The sequence below is a fragment of the Oceanobacillus sp. B139/18 genome (assembly GCF_055524595.1).
In genome coordinates this window covers 939381-959438 of record NZ_JBVFXI010000001.1, presented here as the reverse complement: position 1 = coordinate 959438, position 20058 = coordinate 939381, and the positions used below count along the sequence as shown (strand labels likewise).

General features: G+C 39.0%; 25 protein-coding genes and 1 other RNA gene. 7 read left to right on the top strand and 19 right to left on the bottom strand.

The features are described 5' to 3' along the window. Positions 1-147: 147 nt before the first annotated feature. From ACZSMY_RS04670 to ACZSMY_RS04620, 11 genes are all read right to left on the bottom strand, one after another. Complete coding sequence (locus ACZSMY_RS04670; protein ID WP_276540056.1) at positions 148-1665, bottom strand: FAD-dependent oxidoreductase; 1518 nt, start codon at positions 1663-1665, stop codon at positions 148-150. Positions 1666-1802: 137 nt separating this feature from the next. Next, positions 1803-2042 (bottom strand): 4Fe-4S dicluster domain-containing protein, encoded by a 240-nt coding sequence (locus ACZSMY_RS04665; RefSeq protein WP_017796848.1) that lies wholly within the window; start codon positions 2040-2042, stop codon positions 1803-1805. 140 nt (positions 2043-2182) lie between these two features. Continuing rightward, on the bottom strand, positions 2183-2386 hold the full coding sequence (locus ACZSMY_RS04660) for a DUF6501 family protein (protein ID WP_042534067.1): 204 nt from the start codon (positions 2384-2386) through the stop codon (positions 2183-2185). A gap of 42 nt (positions 2387-2428) precedes the next feature. Continuing rightward, positions 2429-3388, bottom strand: a complete 960-nt coding sequence (msrB, locus tag ACZSMY_RS04655; RefSeq protein ID WP_256704707.1) for a peptide-methionine (R)-S-oxide reductase MsrB — start codon at positions 3386-3388, stop codon at positions 2429-2431. Between the two features lie 122 nt (positions 3389-3510). Beyond that, the gene (gene vrrA, locus ACZSMY_RS04650; protein WP_212928186.1) at positions 3511-4023 is read right to left on the bottom strand and encodes a VrrA/YqfQ family protein; all 513 of its coding nucleotides are present in this window, start codon (positions 4021-4023) and stop codon (positions 3511-3513) included. Between the two features lie 274 nt (positions 4024-4297). Then, the gene (locus ACZSMY_RS04645) at positions 4298-4522 is read right to left on the bottom strand and encodes a YozE family protein (protein ID WP_193062166.1); all 225 of its coding nucleotides are present in this window, start codon (positions 4520-4522) and stop codon (positions 4298-4300) included. A gap of 12 nt (positions 4523-4534) precedes the next feature. Further along, a complete protein-coding gene (gene tatC / locus ACZSMY_RS04640; RefSeq protein WP_042534071.1) occupies positions 4535-5290 on the bottom strand; it encodes a twin-arginine translocase subunit TatC in 756 nt (251 codons plus the stop codon). Positions 5291-5361: 71 nt separating this feature from the next. Beyond that, complete coding sequence (tatA, locus tag ACZSMY_RS04635) at positions 5362-5532, bottom strand: twin-arginine translocase TatA/TatE family subunit (RefSeq protein ID WP_040982187.1); 171 nt, start codon at positions 5530-5532, stop codon at positions 5362-5364. A gap of 35 nt (positions 5533-5567) precedes the next feature. Beyond that, positions 5568-5771: a twin-arginine translocase TatA/TatE family subunit gene (gene tatA / locus ACZSMY_RS04630; RefSeq protein WP_042534073.1), complete on the bottom strand. Its 204-nt coding sequence runs from the start codon at positions 5769-5771 to the stop codon at positions 5568-5570. Positions 5772-5857: 86 nt separating this feature from the next. Next, positions 5858-6349, bottom strand: a complete 492-nt coding sequence (locus tag ACZSMY_RS04625) for a dihydrofolate reductase (RefSeq protein ID WP_193062167.1) — start codon at positions 6347-6349, stop codon at positions 5858-5860. A gap of 36 nt (positions 6350-6385) precedes the next feature. Further along, positions 6386-7339 carry a thymidylate synthase gene (locus ACZSMY_RS04620; RefSeq protein WP_465147488.1) on the bottom strand — a complete coding sequence of 318 codons (954 nt, stop codon included), beginning with the start codon at positions 7337-7339 and terminating at the stop codon, positions 6386-6388. Positions 7340-7778: 439 nt separating this feature from the next. Here ACZSMY_RS04620 and ACZSMY_RS04615 point away from each other — a divergent pair, with 439 nt between their 5' ends. The 5 genes from ACZSMY_RS04615 to ACZSMY_RS04595 all read left to right on the top strand — a co-directional run bounded on the left by ACZSMY_RS04615 (position 7779) and on the right by ACZSMY_RS04595 (position 10951). After that, positions 7779-7979 (top strand): cold-shock protein, encoded by a 201-nt coding sequence (locus ACZSMY_RS04615; protein ID WP_042534079.1) that lies wholly within the window; start codon positions 7779-7781, stop codon positions 7977-7979. Positions 7980-8466: 487 nt separating this feature from the next. Beyond that, positions 8467-8577: a cytochrome c oxidase subunit 2A gene (locus ACZSMY_RS04610; RefSeq protein ID WP_084612974.1), complete on the top strand. Its 111-nt coding sequence runs from the start codon at positions 8467-8469 to the stop codon at positions 8575-8577. Between the two features lie 18 nt (positions 8578-8595). Continuing rightward, positions 8596-9129 (top strand): cupredoxin domain-containing protein, encoded by a 534-nt coding sequence (locus ACZSMY_RS04605; protein ID WP_193062169.1) that lies wholly within the window; start codon positions 8596-8598, stop codon positions 9127-9129. Beyond that, positions 9110-10783 carry a b(o/a)3-type cytochrome-c oxidase subunit 1 gene (locus tag ACZSMY_RS04600; protein WP_413465434.1) on the top strand — a complete coding sequence of 558 codons (1674 nt, stop codon included), beginning with the start codon at positions 9110-9112 and terminating at the stop codon, positions 10781-10783. Before ACZSMY_RS04605 ends, ACZSMY_RS04600 begins: the two co-directional genes overlap by 20 nt. Positions 10784-10801: 18 nt before the next feature. Then, complete coding sequence (locus tag ACZSMY_RS04595) at positions 10802-10951, top strand: hypothetical protein (protein ID WP_175297064.1); 150 nt, start codon at positions 10802-10804, stop codon at positions 10949-10951. A gap of 72 nt (positions 10952-11023) precedes the next feature. Here ACZSMY_RS04595 and ACZSMY_RS04590 read toward each other — a convergent pair whose 3' ends face one another. The 6 genes from ACZSMY_RS04590 to ACZSMY_RS04565 form a co-directional block, all read right to left on the bottom strand. Then, complete coding sequence (locus ACZSMY_RS04590; RefSeq protein WP_042534085.1) at positions 11024-12154, bottom strand: THUMP domain-containing class I SAM-dependent RNA methyltransferase; 1131 nt, start codon at positions 12152-12154, stop codon at positions 11024-11026. 121 nt (positions 12155-12275) lie between these two features. Continuing rightward, positions 12276-12661: RNase P RNA component class B (gene rnpB / locus ACZSMY_RS04585), an RNA gene on the bottom strand. Positions 12662-12718: 57 nt separating this feature from the next. Beyond that, positions 12719-13033 carry a cell division regulator GpsB gene (gene gpsB / locus ACZSMY_RS04580; protein ID WP_042534087.1) on the bottom strand — a complete coding sequence of 105 codons (315 nt, stop codon included), beginning with the start codon at positions 13031-13033 and terminating at the stop codon, positions 12719-12721. Positions 13034-13245: 212 nt separating this feature from the next. Then, the gene (locus ACZSMY_RS04575; RefSeq protein ID WP_042534089.1) at positions 13246-13638 is read right to left on the bottom strand and encodes a cytidine deaminase; all 393 of its coding nucleotides are present in this window, start codon (positions 13636-13638) and stop codon (positions 13246-13248) included. 34 nt (positions 13639-13672) lie between these two features. Continuing rightward, positions 13673-14035, bottom strand: coding sequence for a DUF1798 family protein (locus tag ACZSMY_RS04570; protein WP_042534091.1), 363 nt, complete (start codon positions 14033-14035; stop codon positions 13673-13675). 117 nt (positions 14036-14152) lie between these two features. Beyond that, positions 14153-14368, bottom strand: coding sequence for a hypothetical protein (locus tag ACZSMY_RS04565; RefSeq protein ID WP_042534092.1), 216 nt, complete (start codon positions 14366-14368; stop codon positions 14153-14155). Between the two features lie 715 nt (positions 14369-15083). Here ACZSMY_RS04565 and recU point away from each other — a divergent pair. Together recU and ACZSMY_RS04555 are read left to right on the top strand one after the other, a co-directional pair. Next, complete coding sequence (gene recU, locus ACZSMY_RS04560) at positions 15084-15662, top strand: Holliday junction resolvase RecU (protein WP_042534094.1); 579 nt, start codon at positions 15084-15086, stop codon at positions 15660-15662. A gap of 17 nt (positions 15663-15679) precedes the next feature. Then, entirely contained in the window at positions 15680-18625 is a 2946-nt protein-coding gene (locus ACZSMY_RS04555) for a transglycosylase domain-containing protein (RefSeq protein WP_465147487.1), read from the top strand. A 62-nt stretch (positions 18626-18687) separates the two neighbouring features. On the opposite strand, the gene nth is transcribed toward ACZSMY_RS04555, so the two are convergent. Together nth and ACZSMY_RS04545 are read right to left on the bottom strand one after the other, a co-directional pair. Continuing rightward, complete coding sequence (nth, locus tag ACZSMY_RS04550; RefSeq protein WP_042534096.1) at positions 18688-19341, bottom strand: endonuclease III; 654 nt, start codon at positions 19339-19341, stop codon at positions 18688-18690. 4 nt (positions 19342-19345) lie between these two features. Further along, positions 19346-20038 (bottom strand): DnaD domain-containing protein, encoded by a 693-nt coding sequence (locus ACZSMY_RS04545; protein ID WP_256704712.1) that lies wholly within the window; start codon positions 20036-20038, stop codon positions 19346-19348. Positions 20039-20058 lie beyond the last annotated feature (20 nt).

Genomic DNA, 20058 nt, shown 5'->3' with positions numbered 1-20058 from the left:
CTGCTTTTTTCTAAATTTGAACTATTTTTTTATCCAAATTTATTAGATTCATCCATATTACACTAAATGGGATTAAAAGTTAAGTCAATGATTGCTGCATAAAAAAAGGAACACTTTTATTTGAAAAAAGAGTGTTCCTTTTCTGTATTACTCATCCAGAGACAATTTTCTTAAGGGTTCTTTCGCAGGTCCTGCCAACACCTCGCCGTCATAATGATAACGAGAACCGTGGCAAGGGCAATCCCATGTTTTATCAGCACCATTCCAATTGACCTCACAGCCTAGATGCGTACAAGTCGTATCCAAAACATGCAGTTTTTCCTCCATATCCTTATAAACACCAGCGCGAGAGCCTTTTACCCTTGTGATGACGGCTTCATTTATTTCTAAATCATCTATTGTCCCTGGCGGAATAAAATCCAGCTTACCTTTTAAAAGCTCTGCGGCAACCTCCATATTAAATTTGAATAGATTCTTTAGCATCGGCTTTGAAGCGAAACGTGCCGGAGAAAATAATTCATTGTATGGATTTTCATCCTTTTCAGCAATACTATCTGCTATAATATTTGCAGCTAATGTGCCATTGGTCATCCCCCATTTTCGATAGCCTGTAGCAATGAAGATAGAAGGATCATCGTCAGTTATAGGGCCAATGTATGGCATTTTATCCAGCGTGGTAAAGTCCTGTGCAGACCACTGATAAGAAATGTCCGTTATCTCAAATTGCTCTTTAGCAAACGCCTTTAAATTGTCATAGCATAATTTCTCCTCCGTGCTTTCTCCTGAGCGGTGGTTTTCGCCGCCAATAAGAAGATAGGTATCTTTATTATTTAACGTAGCTGTCCGGATAGAACGGGTTGGATTTTCTACATTAATATACATTCCGCCCGGGTATTTACCTGTGTATTTTCCTGATACAATATAAGATTGCTCTGCATACATTTTGGCAAAATAGAGACCTTGATGATCAATATACGGAAATTGAGTAGCTGCTATCAGATAATCACATGCAACACGGTGCTTATCCTTTGTTAAGACCGTATGCTGTCTATTATATTCCAGCTTCATTGCAACAGTTTGCTCGTAAACCTCTGTGCCGTTTTTTACAGCTTCCTCTAGCATAAATTGTAAATACTTTAAAGGATGAAATTGGGCTTGTCCAGTCATTTTTAACGCTTTTTTAAAAGGAATCTCCAGCGGCATCTCTGAGGTAAGCTCTCCTGGAATATCTAAGGTCTTATATGCTTCTGCTTCCTTGTCTAATTGCGCTAAATAAGCGTTATCATTTGTATATAGAAACGCATCCTGTTCTTCATAATTACAATCAATCTGGTTTTCCTTGATTTCATTTTTTATAAAATGCATGGTTTCTTGCATGGCCTGATAATATTGTTTTGCTTTTTTCTCGCCCATGGTTTCAATCAGTTCTGAATAAATGATACCATGCTGGGCAGTGATTTTTGCTGAAGTATGTCCAGTCACACCACTCAGCACACGGTCAGCTTCTATCAGGATAACTTTTATGCCTTTTTTCGAGAGCAGATATGCAGCAGTGATTCCTGTTAATCCGGCCCCGACGATGCAAACTTCTGTTTTCTTTGATTCATCGAGCTTGGGAAAGTCTTGGAATGCGGTGTCTGCCTGCCAAATTGATTTTATATCCATATTTAATGCACCTCACATTTACATATTTTCTTTAGTATCTCCTGTTCACGTAATCATTACTCAACAGAAATAGAAAAGAATAAATATGAGGATATAGAAAAAGACTGCTTCTATAATAGGAAGCAGCCTTTGTATAATTAACGATTTTCAAAAAATAACCGGTTCAATGAAATATATTCATTCTCCTCTTCCGGCACTTCATCCTCCATATAGATTGCTTCTACTGGACAAACTGCCTCACATGCACCGCAATCGATGCAAATATCCGGATCGATATAGAACATATCTTCGCCTTCTTCTATACAATCAACAGGGCAAACTTCTACACATTCCCCCGCTTTTTCTGTTTTACATGGTGAAGTAATAATGAAAGCCAACGAGATTCTCCTCCTCTTTACCAATATTATTGACATATTAAATCATTATAACGCATTTTAAAATAAAAAGAAACGCTTTATGTAAGCATGAGATAAGACTTTCTCCAAAGCAGAAGGCTTATCTCATGCTATTTTTTGCTTTATTTTTCTTCAAAGTAATCTTTTCTGAATCCTGCTATCCGATCGCTATTGTCAATAATAAAGTAAAACTCTTCTGTTTCATTTTTTACATCATACACCTTCCCCGGTGTAAGCTTACGGTCAACGATAAATTTCTTGGCATTAGCATGTACACATGTGATTTGTTTAATAGTTTCGCTGTTCTCCCAGTCTTTATGAATCATTCTTTTGTTCCCCTTCTCTTGTTTACATAATAATATTATAATCTATTTGAATAGATATAAAAAGTTTCCATACCCTTCTTCTTCCATTTTGTCCTTTGGAATAAAACGCATTGCAGCAGAGTTCATACAATAGCGTAATCCTCCCGCTTCTTTTGGTCCATCTTCAAAAACATGTCCCAAATGCGAATCAGATTGTTTACTGCGTACTTCGGTACGGATCATACCATGAGAAGTATCCGTCACATCTGTAACCTGCTGCGGGTCAACTGGCTTGGTGAAGCTTGGCCAGCCACAGCCGGCATCGTATTGATCTTTTGATGAAAAAAGAACCTTGCCGGAAATAATATCGACGTAAATACCTTCTTCTTTATTATCCCAATATTCATTGTCAAACGGACGCTCTGTCCCATTTTCCTGCGTGACATGGTATTGCAGCGGTGTCAACTTTTCTTGTAATTCTTCTGCAGAAGGCTTATTTTGCCAATTCTCTTTGATAAATCCTTCTCGTCCAGATCCTTTTTTATACATTCTATAATGAAAAGAGCGTTTCTTATAATAATCCTGATGCTCTTCCTCCGCTTCATAAAATGGTTTAGCCGGAAGAATCGGCGTAACAATATCTTTTTTAAATTTTCCGCTTTGCTGCAGCAATTCTTTGGAATGCTCCGCTATTTCTTTCTGTTCTTCATCGTGATAGAAAATAGCTGTTTGATAGGATTCACCACGATCATTAAATTGGCCGTCTGCGTCAGTCGGGTCAATTTGCTGCCAAAATGTTTCTACAAGCTCTTCATATGGCATAATGCTTGGGTCATATTCTATTTGAACCGCTTCAACATGTCCTGTTGTATTGGAGCAAACCTGCTCATAGGTTGGATTTTCTACGTGACCGCCAGTATATCCGGAACGAATGCTGATTACCCCGGGACGTTCATCAAACGGCTCTACCATACACCAAAAACATCCTCCTGCAAAAGTGGCGAGTTCTTTTTGTTGTGACATACTTTTTTTCCTCCAATCGCTATTTTCCTTCTTTTCTATACTCTCCCCCTATTTTTCCTTTTTTATAAAAAAAAATCAAGCAGAAGGCTTATTTTAATCATAATTTCAGCCTTCTGCTTGACTTAAACATATAATCTCGGTGTAGAAACACCCTTTTCTCTATTTTGTACAGGTTCTTCTTTAATTTTTGCCGTCTGCTCCGGCTGCTTATTGATTTCTGCTGTTTGATTTGGACGTTCTGGAGGAATACGCTCTTCCTCTGATATTTCCTCACTGTCTTCCTTGCTGAATGTTTTAAAAGCCTTCATCATCCTGTACATCGAAGGGAGATTCTTAATCATCGGTCCATACTCTTGCACTAAGGGTGCTGTTGATTGTACAACACCCAGAACCTGCTGTACCCCTCCCAACGTTTTAGAAAGCGTAGAAACGCCTCCTGATTGAGCCAGGCTTTGCGTGACACCTCCGCCTCCCGACCCGGACAATAAACTTGCTAATCCTCTTGATTCGCCTTTTGTATTTACAGCTCCGTTTGTGTTTCTTATTTCTCTCGGGATTCCCCTCAAATCATGGCGTCCATTACGAAAAGGGGGCTGCGGCGAACGAGGCATTTGATTTCTGCGTGGAAAAACCATCACTATCCACCCCTTATCCATCCATATTTACTCTTTTTTGTGTTCTGCTATAGAATATGCGGAAGCCATATAACTGTGTAGACATTCCCCCGTATTCATGCAATCATTTCCCGGGAAACCGCAGGAATCACCAATTAAACAGCTGGGAAGCCAAAAGAATGTCGAAATCATCCGATATTCGTCAAAAAGTCATTAATCAAACGTTTGTTTAACTTCTTACTTTAAGCTTTTGCGATGAACTAATATGATTTCTCCATGAAAAAAGCAGCCTGTTTCAGCTGCTGTGTTTCCATTCATATTCCGACCAAAGTGCATCAAACGCTGCCAATGCACCAGGAAATGGACTATTCCATTCAAGGTATTCGCTGATTTCATCATACGTTTCAGCGTATTTCGGGAAATGATGATCGTAGAATGCCCAATCTGCTAGTTGAGAATAATCATCCTGCTTCAATTTCCCGCGATGTGTTAATAAGAATTGATAAAAAGATTGACGCATAGTTCCCCTCCCCTATTCATTCATAAAGGCTTCATGTTGTGCTTGTTTCTTTCGATATACCATCTTACATAATTGGATACTCAGTTCATAAATAACGATTAACGGTATTGCTACAACAATCTGCAGAAAAAAATCAGGCGGTGTTATCAATACCCCGACAACAATTAAAATAAAATAAGCATATTTACGGTTTTTCACCATAAATGCCGGAGTTAATATCCCCAGGCTTGTCAGGAACATGGTTACCACCGGAAGCTCAAATAAAAAGGCGAATGGCAGTGTTATTTTTAATAAAAATCCAAAATAGCGATCCACGGTAAACATAATATTAAACATATCATCATTCAAAGATAATAAAAATGGAAAAATCAATTTAATAAATACCACATAACCAAAGACAAGCCCCAGTACAAATAAAATTAATGATCCCGGTATGTACCCTAAGGATACTCGCTTTTCTTTTGCGGTTAAAGCGGGACTGACAAATGCCCAAAGCTGATATACGATAACAGGTATCGTTGCGGCAAAGGCAAGTAATCCTGCGATGGAAAAATAGATCCAAATAATCTCAGCTGGGCTGATGACTGTCAGCTGCATATCAATATCATCTACAAAAAACTGATAAATGCTTTTCACATTAATAAAACCGACAATAAAAAACAATAAGAATATAATCGCTGTAACAATTAAACGATTTCGGAGTTCTGTCAAATGTCCTCCAACGTTCATTTCTTTTTCTCCAGGTATCTGCTCTTCTGGTTCAGACATAGTTCACCCCACCTTTTTAACTGATGACACAAAAGAGATGCAAGGAATAATCCCTACACCTCTGCATTTGATTATTGTTTCTTTTTAGGATTGTCATTTAAAATATCCTGACTTGCATTTTTAAACTCTTTTAATGTTGTTCCAAGCGCTCTTCCGATTTCAGGAAGTTTATTTGGACCAAAGACAATTAAAGCAGCAATAATGATTAAAATTAAACCGGGAAATCCGATATTTGAAAATATGTTCATTATCCTTCACTCCGTATATGAGACTAAACTCATTTTTCTTCTTTCACAATCGACTTAACCTCTTTTGTCTCATCTGTGATATCCTGCGTTAAATCACGTGTAGAACTTTTAAATTCCTTCAGCGTTTGTCCGGCAGCCTTCCCTATTTGCGGAAGCTTATTAGGTCCAAAGATAATAAGGGCTAATATCACGATTAATATAAGTCCTGGAACGCCTATACTTGCAATACCCATCATTGACACCCTCTTTATTCATATTGTGTCCTCTAATAGAACATAATCTCTTTCCATCATAGCATGTTTAGAAATCGTTAGACAAGTTAATTTTTGCGGTCGTACTGCAGAAAATAATAGTCATACGGATTTTTCTCATTTTTTATGCCTTTTTCCTTTTCCGTCAGCTCCCACGCCGCTTCATCAAAATCCGGCGCAAATGTATCGCCGGGGAATTCTTCGTCAATCCGTGTAATATACATGCGGTCAGCGATAGGCAATGCCTGTTCATAAATCTCTCCGCCGCCGATGATGAAATATTCTTTCTCTGGGTGTGCTTCGTTCCAGCGCTCTACATCAGATAAGTCATGAATAATTTCTACCCCGTCGAGTGCAAAATCTTTATTTCTGGTCAGCACAACATTACGCCGCTTCGGAAGAGGCCCGTTCATCGATTCTAATGTTTTTCTTCCCATAATAATCGTATTTCCTGTTGTCTTCTCTTTAAAAAATTTTAAGTCCTGCGGCAAATGCCAGGGCATCCCATTTTGATAGCCGATCACATTATTCCTGCTAGCGGCAAATAGTAATGAAATCATGCGTTAGCCTCCATTCAGTTGTGTATGCTTCATTATTTAAACGGCGATTGGCGCTTTAATGGCTGGGTGCGGGTGATAATTTTCGATTTCCAAATCCGTTATTTCAATATCAAAAATCGATTTTCCAGAGGCATTTATCTTTAATGCCGGCATCTCCCGGATATCTCTTTCTAACTGCTGGTTGACCTGTTCTATATGATTGGAATAGATATGTGCGTCTCCAAAGGTATGAACAAACTCGCCCGCTTCTAACCCGCATTCATGTGCAATTAAATGCGTTAACAGTGCATAGCTGGCAATATTGAACGGAACACCGATAAACACATCCGCACTGCGCTGATAGAGCTGACAGGATAATTTTCCATCCGCTACATAAAACTGAAACAGCGTATGACATGGAGGCAGGGCCATCGTCGGAATATCCTCCGGGTTCCAAGCAGATACAATGTGGCGTCTGGAGTTTGGGTTGTTTTTAATTGCTTCAATTGTTTCTTTTAATTGATCGATGGATTCTCCTTTAGATGTTTTCCAATCTCTCCACTGTTTCCCATAGACAGAACCCAAATCGCCATACGTCTGAGCGAAGGTATCATCCTGGAGTATTTTCTCTTTGAACAGCTCCATTTGCTGGTCATATTCTTTTTTAAAGGCAGCGTCCTCTTGGCTGCGTATCCCAAAGTTTGCCATATCCGGGCCTGTATACTCCGCGCTTTTAATCCATTTCTCAAAAGCCCATTCGTTCCAGATATTATTATTATGTTCCAGTAAATAACGGATGTTTGTATCTCCTTTGATAAACCATAATAATTCAGTAGCAACCAATCGGAACGGAACTTTTTTTGTAGTTAACAACGGGAACCCCTTCTGTAAATCAAATCGGATTTGATGGCCAAAAATGGAATAAGTACCTGTGTTTGTCCGATCATCACGATTCTCTCCCGTAGCTAATATTTTACGGCATAAATCTAAGTAGCCTTGTTCTCCCTGCATTTATAATCCTCCTCTATATAATATGTCTCCTGAACTTAAAATATTTTAGCAAGAGCTTATATTGACTATATTATTTCATTTCCCTTTATCTATCCTCAGGTTTTTAAACAACCCTATTATAACAGAAATTCATGGCCTATATGTTTCTCAACTTTAAATTAATCCATTTAGAGAAAAGAAAATAAATCATATATATTCAAAACCTTTTGATTATTATAGAAAATGGTAAGGTTTTCTTGACTACGAAAAAAATTTAAGCTAATATGGGTACAAGCAAAGAAGATAGCACGGAATCATTAGAAAGTAAAGGCAGCTTCGATAGACAGAAGTGGATGATTATGATCCCGTTCTTCTATCGGAGGCTGCCTTTTTCATATTTCGTTCTTCTGCTTTGTAATCACACGCGTTTTACGTGGAAGTATTTAGGAGGAAATTTAACATGGAAAACGGAGTAGTAAAATGGTTTAATGCAGAAAAAGGTTACGGGTTTATTCAATTAGAGGAAGGGAATGATATTTTCGTACATTATTCTGCTATTCAAGAAGAAGGCTTTAAAACATTAGAAGAAGGACAAGAAGTTGTCTTCGATGTAGTGGAAGGCGAACGCGGTCCACAAGCGGCAAACGTTGAGAAAAAATAAAAACTATTATAGATGCAAGCAGGATCCTTGAGAGGGGTTCTGCTTTTTTTATTGGTAATCAAGAATGATTCCTTCAGGTAAGGTCTCACCTTTGCTGCGGATGCCATCGAAGTGAATAATCGAATTGCCTTGCCTGCTTTTGCAGGAAACATAGAAAATCTCATTGCTTTAAACAAACCAGTCCAACCCTCCGTCCCCTTTTTATATCATGCATGATGCAATGCTTCCCTCATAAGGAGATAGGCAAAAACCCTATAAAATGGACCATACTTTTTGAATCCGTACTATTACATTTTGTCAATGATTTTCTTTATTTGTTCACCAAAAAGACATAAACTTTTCTAACCAAAAAGTTTGTAAAATAGTCAAATCACCTTATTTGTGAATAAGTGAACGAATTGTGAAAAGTGCGATTTGATAACGTACACAAGACTTATTTTCGATATGATAGTCATATAGGCAAGAAGTTACAAAAGGGGTGAATCACATGAAAAAACCTGAACCTAATTTAAAGGGTACATTTTTTTCCGTTATCACTATAGGGGTTGTTATTCTTATCAGCTGGTTTGCAGTATTTTTATTATTTTTATCGCGATAAAGAAGGAGGAGAAAGAAGATGCACTTACACAAATACGAGAAGATATGGCTTATCTTCGGCGGCGGAGCACTTGTATTATTTCTGCTGATACTTGGATTCGGGGCATTCTATTTAGGTACACATCCGCAAAGTCACGGTGCGACCATTGACCCTGAGAATGTAGAAGCAAACGAGGCCTTCGAGAGAGAAAACCTCGGACTGACACAAGTAGATGATGATAGATATATTGTTAATATTGTTGCGAGTACCTTCAATTACGATTTAGGTGATGACGGGGAAGGTAACGCGGTATCTCACATTGAAATACCTAAAGGATCAACCGTTTTATTTCAGGCAGTTACAACCGATGTTATCCATGGATTAAATATCGCCGGCACCAACGTCAATATGATGGTGGAGCCCGGATATATCAGCAGCTTGGAAGTAGAGCTTAATCAAACGGGAGAATTTACATTAGTATGTAATGAATATTGTGGTGTAGGACACCATATGATGTTTGCGACAGTGGAGGTGGTCGACGATGAGTCTGGCAATGAAACAGCAGCCGAATGAAGAAATTAATGTAACACCCTTACCGATTACAAAACCGGAAGCGAAATTATATCTTTCCTTTATGTATGTTGCATTTATTTCCTTATTTATTGGAGGATTAATGGGGTTATTACAAGTATTGGTGCGTTCAGGCGATTTTGAACTTCCGCTTGGTATCGGCTATTATCAAATTCTTACTTTACACGGCGTTATCCTGGCATTAGTACTGACTACCTTCTTCATTATCGGCTTTCAATATTCCTTATTAGGTAAAACCGTCGGAATGTCCGATAAACAACGGAAGCTGGGCTGGCTGTCTTTTTGGACGATGACGATAGGAACAGCTTTAACAGGAACAGCCATTTTACTGGGAGAAGCAAATGTTCTATATACCTTCTATGCGCCATTAAAAGCACACCCTATCTTTTATATCGGGCTTGCGCTTGTGGTCGTTGGCTCTTGGATTGCGGCTTTTGTAAATTGGCATCAGGTCTATGTTTGGAAAAAAGCGCATCCAGGTCAGAAAACACCGCTGTTAGCATTTATGGTTACGATTAATATGATTATGTGGGTTATTTGTTCCATTGGTGTGACAGTCGCAGTGCTGGTCCAATTTATCCCATGGTCATTAGGGTATGCAGAGACGATTAATGTTCTGTTAAGCCGGACATTATTCTGGTATTTTGGCCATCCGCTGGTTTATTTCTGGTTATTGCCTGCATATATGGCATGGTACGCGATTATACCAAAGATTATTGGCGGAAAAATATTCAGTGATTCGTTAGCAAGGCTTTCCTTTGTTTTATTCTTATTTTTCTCCATTCCTGTTGGTTTTCACCATCAGCTTACAGAGCCTGGAATTGATCCAACATGGAAGTTTATTCAGGTAGTTCTTACCTTTATGGTTATTGTACCAAGTTTAATGACTGCATTTTCAATGTTTGCTATGTTTGAAACTACAGGCAGAAAACAGGGTGCAACCGGACTGTTTGACTGGTTTAAAAAATTGCCTTGGAAGGACGTCCGTTTTGTAGCTCCGTTTGTCGGAATGCTTGCGTTTATACCTGGCGGAGCAGGCGGTATTATTAACGCATCTCACCAATTGAATACGCTTGTTCATAATACGATTTGGGTAACAGGACACTTTCATTTAACGATTGCAACGACAGTACTCCTCACTTTCTTTGGGATTGCATACTGGTTAATACCGCATTTAACAGGCAGAAAGCTGACGCCAAAGATTCATAAGCTGGGAATTTATCAAACCATTATTTGGGCTGTCGGGATGCTGATTATGTCTGGGGCAATGCATATTCAAGGACTTTTAGGAGGACCAAGAAGATCCTCCTTCTCCGAATACGGCGGTACCGAGCAAGCGGCAGAATGGGTTGGTTATCAGACTGCACAGGCTGTTGGAGGCACCCTCTTATTTATCGGTATTGTACTGATGGTATACATTTTTGTGGATTTAATCGCATTTGCTCCTAAAGGGGAAGAAGAATACCCTATTGCGGAAGAAGAAGAGGATGCACAGCCTACACCGCAATGGATGGAAAATTGGAAGCTGTGGATTGGAATCACAATTGCTTTGATATTATTTGCATATACGATTCCGATGATAGATATTATTCAAAATGCACCGCCAGGATCTCCTCCATTTGACGGTATTTTATAAGGGGAAGAAATTCAATAAATGATGAACAGAAAAATATATAAACATCTCGAAACTGATTTTAAGCATAAGCTGGACCGTGAGTTAACGGAAATTGAAAAAGAATTTTTTAAATGGATTGCAGAAAAGCACGTGTCTGAACAGGACAAAAAGAATTCATTTGAAAAATAATAAAAGACGGCAGCAGGTAATCGTTTTCCATGATTACCTGCTGCCGTCTTTAATGCATGATTACGAGGGGTTCTAATCCTCTTTCTGCCCGAAATATTGATAATAATTCGTCTGGATAAAACCATTAAACAGCTTACGTTTCTTTGTAGCTGGTTTACCAAATACTTTTTCAAATTGCTCATACGCCGTAATAATGTATGCGCTCCAGGATGGATGATGACGCATGATAGTCCCCAGATCCTGATACATTTTCTCTACTTCTTCCCTATCGCTTAAACGTTCTCCGTATGGCGGGTTCGTGATTAAATACCCGTCCTTTTGCTTGATTGTAAGATCGCTGACCTGCATCTGCTTCCACTCAATCAAATCACCAAGCCCTGCTTCCAGCGCATTTGCCTGTGCTGTTTCAATCAGCTGATGGCTGATATCCGAACCAGTGATAAATAAAGGCTGGTCATAGTTCGCTACCTCTTCTGCTTCTCCAAAAGCCGCATCCCAATGCTTCTGTTTTACAAAACTCCATTCCTCTGAAGCAAATTCACGATTAAATCCGGGTGCAATGTTTTGGCCGATGAGTGCAGCCTCGATTAAAATCGTTCCAGAGCCGCAGAATGGGTCGATTAAGGGCTGGTCAGGCTTCCAGTTGGTTAATTGAACAAGCGCTGCTGCAAGTGTCTCTTTTAAAGGAGCTTCCCCTTGCCCGACACGGTATCCTCGCTTGTGTAAGCCTGTCCCGGAAGTATCAATCGTCAGTGTTGCTTCATCCTTTAATAGAGCAATTTCTGTTTTGTAGAGCGCTCCGGATTCCTCCAGCTTATTTATGAGTCCATATTTTAATTTCATTCGTTCTACAATTGCTTTTTTCACAATGGCTTGACAATCTGGCACACTGTATAGCGTCGATTTGACAGATTTGCCTGATACAGGTATCTGCCCTGTTTCATCAATATAACTTTCCCAGGGAAGCGCCTTAGTCTGTTCAAATAATTCATCAAATGTCTTGGCCTGAAATTTGCCGACAAGAATTTTTACGCGGTCAGCGGTTCTTAACCATAAATTACATCTTGGGATAGCGGAAATTGGCGCATCAAAGATAACTTTTCCGTTTTCTACTGTGGCTTCATATCCAAGATCTCTTACTTCTTTTGCAACAATTGATTCAAGTCCCATCGCTGCTGTAGCAATTAAAGTTACTTGTTTCATTTTTAAATATTCCTCTCGGTCATTAGTCATTATTAATAGGTTTATCATTAAAAGAAAAAAAGATTCTATTTCATTTAATTGGAAATAGAATCTGTTTGTTCATCAGCACGACCTTTAAATGTCCGGTAAGCCATGTTCTGTTCCATTGTACTGCAAACGGTGGTCAAGCCTTGTACGCCGGTTGTAATCATCTATCTACAGCTGTTGCTGTCCCTTGTTCGGTTCCATTCCCTACTAAAGGATGCCCCTACCATTATTTGGGTTGCTCACTCGCGGGGTTTACCTCGTTCCACCTGGTATGTTTCCAAACCAGCTACGTCACTGTGGCACTTTCAAGAGAGCTGACATATCACAAAAAGTGACTTAGTACAGCTCGTCTGCCGTTAGTTTATTAAAAACTACCTTGACTTATGATTTCATCAAGCGCGAACACTACAGGCATCGCAGCCTGTGTGAGCATGGACTTTCCTCTACATCCAAAAATGGACATAGCGATTACATAGACATTTAAGCAGCCTAAAACAGTTTAGCAAAGTTCTTTAAAAAAATCAATCATCTCTTCAGTTATTCTTCTGAATCAGCGTATCTTTTTCCAAATACAGCTTTTTCAAGATTGGATAAGCGTTTTAACACGTCATAATTAACCTGTGAGCTTTGCTGTGTAGAACGTGCTCTAGGTGTTTCTGCTGCTGGACGATTGCTTTTCAATTTTTCGATCTCTTCGTTTAGACGATCAATTTCCTGTTTGAAATTATCATAATCCTGAATAATGATATCTAAAAATTCATCTACTTCTTCCTGAGAATACCCTCTGATTCCTGTTTTAAAATCTTTTTCTAAAATTTTCTTTCCATTAAGTTGAACGCGATCAATACTCATTACCAAATCACCTCTGAAATATACTATTACTTATCATTTTTCATCATGTGTTTTTATTTTAACATTATTCTATATTTATTAAAGCTATTATAACATAAAAAAGGAAACTGAATATCAGTCTCCTTCTAAAATTTATAAATCTCTCCAATATTTCCATTTAAAAAAAGTTTATCATTGCCGGTTTGACGCTTTCTGATAAACGCAAAGGCTTTTTAATCCATATCTTCCTTTTGGAATGAAAAAGGTAATAATTGATCTGTAGTTAGCGTCTGTACATCTTTGTTTAAATTAGTTAAGTGGATGGTCATATCAGGAGCAAAAAATTCACTCATCACCTGCCTGCACGTCCCGCATGGAGGCACTGGACGTTTTGTATCTGCTGCAACAGCCATCTCTGTAAATTCTGTCTCTCCGTCCGAAATAGCTTTAAAAATAGCAACCCGTTCTGCACAGCAGGTAGATGGATAGGCAGCATTTTCGATATTGCATCCCGTATAGATTTTCCCTGAGCTTGTTAACAGTGCGGCACCTACCGGAAATTCGGAATAGGGTACATACGCTCTAGCTCTGATTTGAATTGCTTCTTCGAGTAATTTTTCTTTCATGTGAATGTTCCTCCTGACGCTTTCGCATCTCTCTTTATTTATCTTCTTCTTCCAAGGTATCCAGCAGTAAATCAAAAACATATCGAATGGATGTATATAATTCCATATATCTTTTTCTTCTGACATCCAAATAATAACTATGCATTAACAATAATTCCATATTCTCCCTTGTTGATTGAACTTGATTTGGGTGAACGGACGCTTTTCTTTCTTTTACTGCGGCTGAAGCATCTCTCTCCCAGCTTTCTAATAAATCATAGATAGGAGCTGTTTCTGCTTTTACCATATTAAAAAATGAACGGTCTTTTCGGTCACTGGGAGCTTCGCTTTTCTCAAACCTCTCCCGAAGTGTTTCTAAATGGTGATTTAACTTCTCTGTTTGTTCGCTGAGTTTCATTTTAAATAGTCATCCTTCAATTTCAAACTGCATGCTTTTATATAAAATCGTTAAATAAATTTTATCATATAATAGATAGAAAAGTCATGAACAACACATAAAATCACCTGTAAATGATTATAATAGCTGTTTTAGTCTTTGAAATTCCAGTTCGGTTTGTTTTAAACTATTTGTTTTTGTTTGAAATTGCACCCATACTTCACTATCTACTTTTGCTTTTAACTTAAAATGAATTAATGCAAGCTGTTCCTGAATTTGTTCTATTTGTGCTTCCATATCCTTTTTGCTGTATCCTTTATTTTCTTCGGGAAGGGCAGATTTTGAAAGTAACATATTTTATTCTCCTCCTATATATTTAAAAATAAAATCGTTCGTTTCTACAAGTGGATGCGCTACTTATTCCACGTGAGAAGGGAAACCTCCTTCCCATTCGACAAAACTAGAATAATCAAAACAAAACTAGTGCAAAACTGTAATGATTTGCACAAAATTAGACAAGCTATATATTGAAGCCTTATGCTGCTGGAGGTTTCATCAACTCTTCCTTCAAGAGGAATACAGTAAATAAACGAAAGCAGCTATTTACAAGGAAAAAGGAGGTTAATATTCATGAAACCGTCAAAAGGACAGCAAAAAACGAATGCAAATAACAAAAAGAATAACAATGAGAAAACAAGAGATAAAAAAATAGCAGGTCCTGACCGTCCTTCCACTTAAGTTAAAAAGTATTTTCAGCAAATAACCTAATTTTATTTTGCGGGTGCACCCTGCCCGCGAAATATAATTAGGTTATTTTTTAAGCTTCAACCCTTATGAATAGATGCATTTTTGCGTAGACTATGTAAGGCTGAGGCAAAGGAAAGTACATGATTTGATTTCTCCATATTTTGTCCATATCTTTTCAGATTTCGCACGCTATAATTCGTTTCCTTCTTGAATTTATATTATAATATATGGTGTACTGGTTTTATATGTATCCTGCCCGAAACAGTAATGTTTCAATATTGCTGTTTTTCATTTAGGATAGAGTGTTAGGAGGCTTGGCAAAATGAATTATCCAAATGGTCAGCGGAAACCACTAACCATAAAACCAAAGCAAACAAGTTTTAGCAGGAGAGGAATGACGCTTGAAGAAGAAATAAATGAAACCACTGATTTTTATCGAATACAAGGACAGGCAGTTATTCATAAAAAACCGACACCCGTGCAAATTGTAAATGTCCATTACCCAAGACGGAGTGCTGCAGTAATTACCGAAGCATACTTTAAACAAGCATCAACTACTGATTACAACGGCATTTATAAAGGAAAGTATATTGATTTTGAGGCAAAGGAAACGAAAAATAAAACATCCTTTCCGCTTGCCAATATCCATGAACATCAAGTTCATCACATGCAGCAAGTAATAAAGCACGGTGGAATCAGCTTTATTATTTTACGGTTTAGAGCTTATGAAGAAACTTATCTATTCGATGCAAAAGATTTATTTGTTTGCTGGGAGGAGCAATTTGATGGTGGTAAGAAATCAATTTCTTATAATCATGTAAAACAATTGGGACACCCTGTCCCCTTTCATTACCAGAAAAAAGTTGATTTTTTATCTGTTGTTGATAAGCTCTACCTATAGATATGGAGGTATAAAAAATGGCAGATCAAACGAGCCAAACAAGAGCTGCTAGAAGAAAGCAGCAAGGAAAGAAAACAAAGAAGAAAAAGAAACAGCCGATTTTGAAAAAAATCATTAAAATTACTTTGTTATTATTATTGATTTTATTCTTAAGCGGAACTGCTGTTGGTGCCTATTGGATTGCAACCGCACCGGATATTGATGAAGATCAGTTAACAGTTCCTTTTGCTTCGACACTTTATGATAAAAATGGCGATCAATTTGCCAATTTAAGTTCAGATGAACAAAGACAGGAAGTAAGGTTTGAAGAACTGCCGGATTTACTAATCGATGCTGTAACAGCGACAGAGGATGTCCGCTTTTTTGACCATAACGGAATCGATGTCAGACGTATCGGCGGAGCAATCCGTGGAAACTTTACCGGCGGATTTGGCTCTCAGGGTGCAAGTACCATTACACAGCAGGTGGTAGAGCGTGCATTTTTAAGTAATGAGAAAAAAGTAAGCATTAAAGTCCAGGAAATGTGGATGGCGATGAAGCTGGAAAGACAATATAGCAAAGAAGAAATCATGGAAATGTACTTAAACAGTATTTTTTACGGCAGTCATTCCTATGGTGTTGCTCAGGCAGCAGAAACCTATTTTGGAAAAGAGGATTTAAATGATCTTACTTTGCCGGAAGCTGCTATTTTAGCTGGTTTGCCGCAACGGCCGACAGCCTATAACCCATTTGAAAATCCGGAATTGACGGAAGAACGAATGAACACCGTGTTAAATTTAATGGTGCGCCATGGCAAGATTACAGAAGCAGAGGCAGATGAGGCAAGAAGTGTCGATGTTACTTCTCTATTAACAGAAGACCGTCCTGATCCGACACCATACGATGCATTTATTGATCAGGTTCGTCAAGAAATCGACGAAAAACTAGACGATGTAGAGCTTGATGCGGATGGGTTGAAAGTATATACAACGCTTGATCCCGATGCACAGCCATATGTTGAAAGCCTGCTTGATGAAGAAGAATCGTCAATCAGTTATCCTGATAATACACAGGGAGCCATGGTTGTATTAGATACACAATCCGGTGCTATCCAAGCAATCGGCGGCAGTCTGAATAACGAAGGCGGTTTTAATTATGCTACAAGAGGTACAACACAGGCTGGTTCCACTGCAAAACCGATTATGTCTTATGGACCGGCGATTGAATATAATCAAATGTCAACGTACCATCAGTTAGATGATGAAGGCCCTTATGAAATTGAAGGTTCGAATCCAATAAGGAATGCCACTAGAACCTATAACGGCTGGGTAACTGCGAGATATGCACTGCAGCAATCGCTAAATGTCCCAGCAGTAAAACTGATGGAAGAAGTCGGTCCTGAAAATTCCAAGGAATTTGCTGAAAATCTGGGCTTTGAATTTGATTCAGATAACCTTGATCTCCGTGAAGCAATTGGCGGGACAGAAACAGAAGTTACCCCGATGCAAATGGCTGGAGCATATAGCGCATTTGGGAATGAAGGGAATTACACAGAGCCATACGCTGTAACCAAAGTAGAATTCTCAGATGGCCGGGAAATTGATTTAACACCGGAATCTGAACAAGTGATGGAAGATTACACGGCTTATATGGTAACGGATATGCTAAAATCTGTTGTCAGCTCTGGTACGGGCACAAATGCAGCAGTGCCTGGAGTGAACGTTGCTGGTAAGACCGGAACAACGACAATGGATGGTCAAGAAGGAAGCCGGGATGCCTGGTTTGTCGGTTACACGACCAACTATACGATAGCAGCGTGGACTGGCGGTTATGATTCAGAAGGCAGCGGCCGTGTACCACTCCAGGATACTACCCTGTCTCAGCAAATGTTCAGACAGACAATGAGTCATTTATCAGAAGGAATGGATACACCTGACTTTACGCGTCCAGATTCTGTTGTTGAGTTGACGATTGAAAAAGGAACGAATCCGGCTGCCTTAGCAAGTGACAGTACACCAAGTGATAACAAAGTAACAGAGTTATTTGTCAAGGGCACGGAACCGAGTCAGGTTTCTGAACGCTATGAAGAGCTGGACGCAGTAAGCGGACTGTCTGGAAGCTATAATGAAGACAATAATTCCATTGAAGTCTCTTGGGATTATGATACTGATTCGGAAGAAGACGTTAATTTCGACGTAAGTGCCAGCATTGATGGCGGCAGTATGCAGTCCCTCTCTTCTACCAGTGACACATCCATGGAAATTTCGGATGTGGAAGAAGGCGCAGAGTATACGATACAGGTTATAGCCGAAAGAGGCTCATTAAGCAGCGACCCGGCTACAACAAGTGTTCAAGTACCTGGCGGCGAGGATGACGAAGAAGAGGAAGAAGAAGAGGAAATACCAGAAGTGAGCGGTCTTTCCGCTGAATATGACGGAGATGAAACCATTAATGTTTCATGGAGCTATGATGGCCCATCCGCTAACTTTGAAGTAAGCGTAAATGGAGATACTGAAAATGTAGGCTCAAATAGTATCAACATAAGCGGAGTTACCCCAGGCGACTACAATATTTCCGTCACGCCAATAAGTGAAGAAAACAGCGATCTTCGCGGCCCTTCTTCATCTACAAGTGTGACTGTGCCTGAAGCAGAAGAGGAAGAAGACGAAGAAGAAACGGAAGAGGAAGAGCCCCCAGAAGATGAGAACGGGGAAGAATCGGAATCTGACTCTGGCTCCGATTCGGGATCTGACTCTGAATCGGATTCATCCGAAGATACGAATACAGATGATAATGATTCAAATAATGGGAATGAAGAAGAAAATAATGATTCCTCCGATAATGGTGACAGCAACGGGGATTCAGATAATCAGGAAGCGCCGCAGGAAGAAAGCAATTCCGATGAGGAAAGCACGGATGACCCTGCACCTCAGAACGAATCAGACAACAACAATGGCAATGATGAAGAAAACACAGAGGAATAAAAAAATAATCCCGGTCCTTTTTGATGGGCCGGGATTATTTTTTATTGTTTTTTCTAAGGAGCTCATACCTCTATTTTCTTCATCCGCTTTTTTCCCTCTCTGCAGAGATACAATAATGGACACTCGGGACAATTGGGATTCCTGGCTTTACAATGATAGCGCCCAAAGAAAATCATCCGATGATGTGTGACACTCCATTCATCTCTTGGGACCTTGCGCATCAGTGTGTTTTCTACTTCTACAACACTGTCCTTCCATCTGCAGATACCTAAGCGCTTGGATACCCGTTCCACATGGGTATCCACGGCAATTGACGGTTCATTAAAAGCAACAGAAGCAACGACATTTGCTGTTTTTCTGCCGACACCGGCAAGTTTAACCAATTCGTCTTTCGTTTTCGGGACTTCCCCATTATAATTATCAATTAATGTCCGGCAAAGCTTTTGGATATTTTTTGCCTTGGACCGGTATAAACCAATAGAACGTATATCATTTTCCACTTCTTCTAATGGCACCGCAAGATAATCCTCCGGTGTTTTATATTTTTGGAACAAATCTGCTGTTACCTTGTTAACCAATTTATCTGTACATTGTGCAGAAAGCAAAACAGCAATAACTAACTCAAAGGGATTAGAATGCACAAGCTCCCCCTCTGCATCTGGAAACATTTCTGCCATGGCATCTAAACATTCTCTAATTTGTGTATTATTCAGCATAAACTCAATCTCCTTCCAGCCAATTATAATAAAAGGATGTATCTCTTTTAGGACGTGTATTGGTTTGATGATTATTATCTGATTTGCCCTGATGAAATTGCTGACTTGCTTTTCTGGCGTCCTGTACTGTGTGGATCCCTTTTTTCTTCCATTCTCTTAAAATACGGTCAATGTATTTGAAATTTAATTTGCTCATAAGTACCGATTCACGCAGCCCTGCTTTTATTAATGATGGTTCTATTCCGTCCTCATCCAGCCAGCTGTTAATAGTTTCTATTTCAAATGGCGACAAAGGTCTTCCAAATTCCTGTTCAAATAAAATAAAGATATTCCCTATGTTTTCTTCATCACGATTAACTACAGCGGCATCTTCCTCATATAATTTTTCCATTAATGGTTCTAGAGAATATGATTCACTGATAGGCGTCTGCTCAGAATCATTTTTTTCAATAGACAGAAACCCTTTCTGTACTAATTTTCGCAGCATACGGGCCGCCTCTTCTTCTGAAAAACTCCCTGATTGGGCCAATTCAAAAGGGGTTGGAAAATGGTTTCCTTCATCAGCAAAACGGGTAATCTGTATGAGTAAAATAAGTTCTGTTTCATTTAGACCTAATTCGTAATAAGTTGTTAGCAATTTTTTGGATACAGTCATTTGATCTTGGATAATTTCTTGGTAATTTATTTTTTTATTCATTCTAGCACCTCAGATAACAG

Coding starts and splice junctions, on each gene's coding strand:
- ACZSMY_RS04670 (WP_276540056.1), bottom strand. CDS start 1,665: ATGGATATAAAATCAATTTGGCAGGCAGACACCGCATTCCAAGACTTT.
- ACZSMY_RS04660 (WP_042534067.1), bottom strand. CDS start 2,386: ATGATTCATAAAGACTGGGAGAACAGCGAAACTATTAAACAAATCACA.
- msrB (WP_256704707.1), bottom strand. CDS start 3,388: ATGTCACAACAAAAAGAACTCGCCACTTTTGCAGGAGGATGTTTTTGG.
- vrrA (WP_212928186.1), bottom strand. CDS start 4,023: ATGGTTTTTCCACGCAGAAATCAAATGCCTCGTTCGCCGCAGCCCCCT.
- ACZSMY_RS04645 (WP_193062166.1), bottom strand. CDS start 4,522: ATGCGTCAATCTTTTTATCAATTCTTATTAACACATCGCGGGAAATTG.
- tatC (WP_042534071.1), bottom strand. CDS start 5,290: ATGTCTGAACCAGAAGAGCAGATACCTGGAGAAAAAGAAATGAACGTT.
- tatA (WP_042534073.1), bottom strand. CDS start 5,771: ATGGGTATTGCAAGTATAGGCGTTCCAGGACTTATATTAATCGTGATA.
- ACZSMY_RS04625 (WP_193062167.1), bottom strand. CDS start 6,349: ATGATTTCATTACTATTTGCCGCTAGCAGGAATAATGTGATCGGCTAT.
- ACZSMY_RS04620 (WP_465147488.1), bottom strand. CDS start 7,339: ATGCAGGGAGAACAAGGCTACTTAGATTTATGCCGTAAAATATTAGCT.
- ACZSMY_RS04615 (WP_042534079.1), top strand. CDS start 7,779: ATGGAAAACGGAGTAGTAAAATGGTTTAATGCAGAAAAAGGTTACGGG.
- ACZSMY_RS04610 (WP_084612974.1), top strand. CDS start 8,467: ATGAAAAAACCTGAACCTAATTTAAAGGGTACATTTTTTTCCGTTATC.
- ACZSMY_RS04605 (WP_193062169.1), top strand. CDS start 8,596: ATGCACTTACACAAATACGAGAAGATATGGCTTATCTTCGGCGGCGGA.
- ACZSMY_RS04600 (WP_413465434.1), top strand. CDS start 9,110: ATGAAACAGCAGCCGAATGAAGAAATTAATGTAACACCCTTACCGATT.
- ACZSMY_RS04595 (WP_175297064.1), top strand. CDS start 10,802: ATGATGAACAGAAAAATATATAAACATCTCGAAACTGATTTTAAGCAT.
- ACZSMY_RS04590 (WP_042534085.1), bottom strand. CDS start 12,154: ATGAAACAAGTAACTTTAATTGCTACAGCAGCGATGGGACTTGAATCA.
- gpsB (WP_042534087.1), bottom strand. CDS start 13,033: ATGAGTATTGATCGCGTTCAACTTAATGGAAAGAAAATTTTAGAAAAA.
- ACZSMY_RS04575 (WP_042534089.1), bottom strand. CDS start 13,638: ATGAAAGAAAAATTACTCGAAGAAGCAATTCAAATCAGAGCTAGAGCG.
- ACZSMY_RS04570 (WP_042534091.1), bottom strand. CDS start 14,035: ATGAAACTCAGCGAACAAACAGAGAAGTTAAATCACCATTTAGAAACA.
- ACZSMY_RS04565 (WP_042534092.1), bottom strand. CDS start 14,368: ATGTTACTTTCAAAATCTGCCCTTCCCGAAGAAAATAAAGGATACAGC.
- recU (WP_042534094.1), top strand. CDS start 15,084: ATGAATTATCCAAATGGTCAGCGGAAACCACTAACCATAAAACCAAAG.
- ACZSMY_RS04555 (WP_465147487.1), top strand. CDS start 15,680: ATGGCAGATCAAACGAGCCAAACAAGAGCTGCTAGAAGAAAGCAGCAA.
- nth (WP_042534096.1), bottom strand. CDS start 19,341: ATGCTGAATAATACACAAATTAGAGAATGTTTAGATGCCATGGCAGAA.
- ACZSMY_RS04545 (WP_256704712.1), bottom strand. CDS start 20,038: ATGAATAAAAAAATAAATTACCAAGAAATTATCCAAGATCAAATGACT.